The 1947-nt window shown below is 45.8% G+C and carries 2 protein-coding genes; both read left to right on the top strand.

What is annotated here, in order from left to right:
• Nucleotides 1–746, top strand: a 746-nt coding sequence (gene dnaA, locus AAFM34_RS20855; protein WP_341666191.1) for a chromosomal replication initiator protein DnaA, incomplete at its 5' end; no start/stop codon positions are given.
• Between the two features lie 44 nt (nucleotides 747–790).
• Nucleotides 791–1894, top strand: coding sequence for a DNA polymerase III subunit beta (gene dnaN, locus AAFM34_RS20850; protein ID WP_341666189.1), 1104 nt, complete (start codon nucleotides 791–793; stop codon nucleotides 1892–1894).
• Nucleotides 1895–1947 lie beyond the last annotated feature (53 nt).

Here is a 1947-nt window from a genome sequence, read left to right as displayed (position 1 = left end):
ACGAATTTAAGCGATTTTATCGATCTGTTGATGCGCTTTTAATTGATGATATTCAGTTTTTCTCTGGTAAAGAGCGCTCGCAAGAGGAGTTTTTCCATACCTATAATGCTTTGCTTGAGGGTGGTCAGCAGATGATCCTGACTAGCGATCGCTATCCTAAAGAAATTGACGGCGTTGAAGAGCGCTTAAAATCTCGGTTTGGCTGGGGGCTTACGGTTGCTGTTGAGCCGCCTGAGTTGGAAACTAGGGCTGCGATTCTCATTAACAAAGCAGAGCAAAGTGGCGTTCATTTGTCCAAGGATGCAGCATTTTTTATTGCTCAGCGTATTCGGTCAAATGTGCGAGAGCTAGAAGGTGCCTTAAAGCGGGTTATGGCGCATGCTCAGTTTACAAGGCGACCGATAGACATTGACCTTATTCGCGAGTCTCTAAAAGACCTTCTGGCCCTGCAAGATAAGTTGATTACCGTTGATAATATTCAGCGAGTGGTATCAGATTACTACCAATTAAAGATGTCAGACCTGCTTTCTAGGCGAAGAAGTCGTTCTGTTGCGCGGCCTAGGCAGGTTGCCATGTGTATAGCCAAGGAGTTGACTAATCACAGCTTGCCAGAGATTGGCGAGGCCTTTGGTGGCCGTGACCACACAACGGTATTGCATGCCTGTAGAAAAGTGAAGGAGCTTGAGGGTGCTGACCGCGAGGTTCAGCGGGATCTTAAGAATCTATACAGAACACTTTCAACCTAAAAGCTTATAATTAAAACAAATTAAATTCCCGGAGAAATTACATTATGAAATTTAGCCTTTCAAGAGAAGCTCTGCTCAAACCTTTGCAGCTAGTGGTGGGTGTGGTTGAACGCCGGCAAACGCTTCCTATTCTTTCCAATGTCTTATTGCGCCTCGAGGGCAGCAGGCTCTCGATGACCGGTACAGATTTGGAAGTTGAAATTAAGGGCTCAACTGAGGTTGTCTCTTCTTTAGAAGAAGGCGAGGTAACGGTTTCGGCGCGTAAGATACTCGATATATGCCGCTCGTTACCAGAAGGTGCTCAGGTTGATTTTTCAAGTAGTGATGGCAAGGCTCAGATAGTCAGTGGTCGCAGTCGTTTCACGCTGGCTACCCTTCCTGCAAACGAGTTTCCAAGCGTTGATGAGAGCGAGCAAAACGTTGAATTTACAGTTCAGGGTACGGTGTTAAGAAATCTTATTGATGCCACGTCTTTTGCCATGGCGCAGCAGGATGTTCGTTACTATCTTAATGGCATGCTTTGGGAGGTTACTCAGAATCAATTGCGCGCGGTAGCTACTGATGGTCACCGTCTGGCGCTTTGTGATGCGCCCTGCGAGGTTTCTGTTGTAGAAGAAAAGGTTACTGCAATATTGCCAAGAAAGGGGATTATAGAGCTTTCTAGGCTGTTAGCTGACGATGACGTTAGGGTTTCTATTGGTTCAAATCATATTCGTATAACCGGTGGAGACTATTGCTTCACATCTAAGCTGGTTGACGGAGCTTACCCAGACTATGATCGCGTGGTGCCCAAGGGTGGCGATAAGCTGGTTGTAGGTGATCGTGAACAGTTAAAGCAGGCCTTTGGTCGAACAGCAATTCTATCCAATGAAAAATATCGCGGCGTTAGAATAGCGTTGGCAAATGGTGCAATGCATCTAGTGGCTAATAATCCAGAGCAGGAAGAGGCACAGGAGGAGGTCACTGTAGCCTACAGCGGGGATTCTCTTGAGATTGGTTTCAATGTCAGTTACCTACTAGATGTTTTAAATGTGCTTAAAAGTTCTGAAATTCGTTTTACCCTAGCTGATTCCAACAGTAGTGCATTGGTGGAAGATGCTAGCGGCGAGAGTAAAGCAACCTATGTAGTTATGCCAATGCGCCTTTAAGGCCAAGCTAATGCATATAGGCAGTGTAAGCGTTGATGGGGTTAGAAATTTAA

Origin of the sequence: Vibrio sp. (assembly GCF_038138445.1) — a bacterium.
Lineage (GTDB): Bacteria > Pseudomonadota > Gammaproteobacteria > Enterobacterales > Vibrionaceae > Vibrio.
Note: the sequence above shows the minus strand (reverse complement) of the source record. Positions and strands in the feature narration are given on the sequence as shown.

Excerpts from the sequence above, each read along its gene's own strand:
- dnaN (WP_341666189.1), top strand. The coding sequence starts at position 791 with ATGAAATTTAGCCTTTCAAGAGAAGCTCTGCTCAAACCTTTGCAGCTA.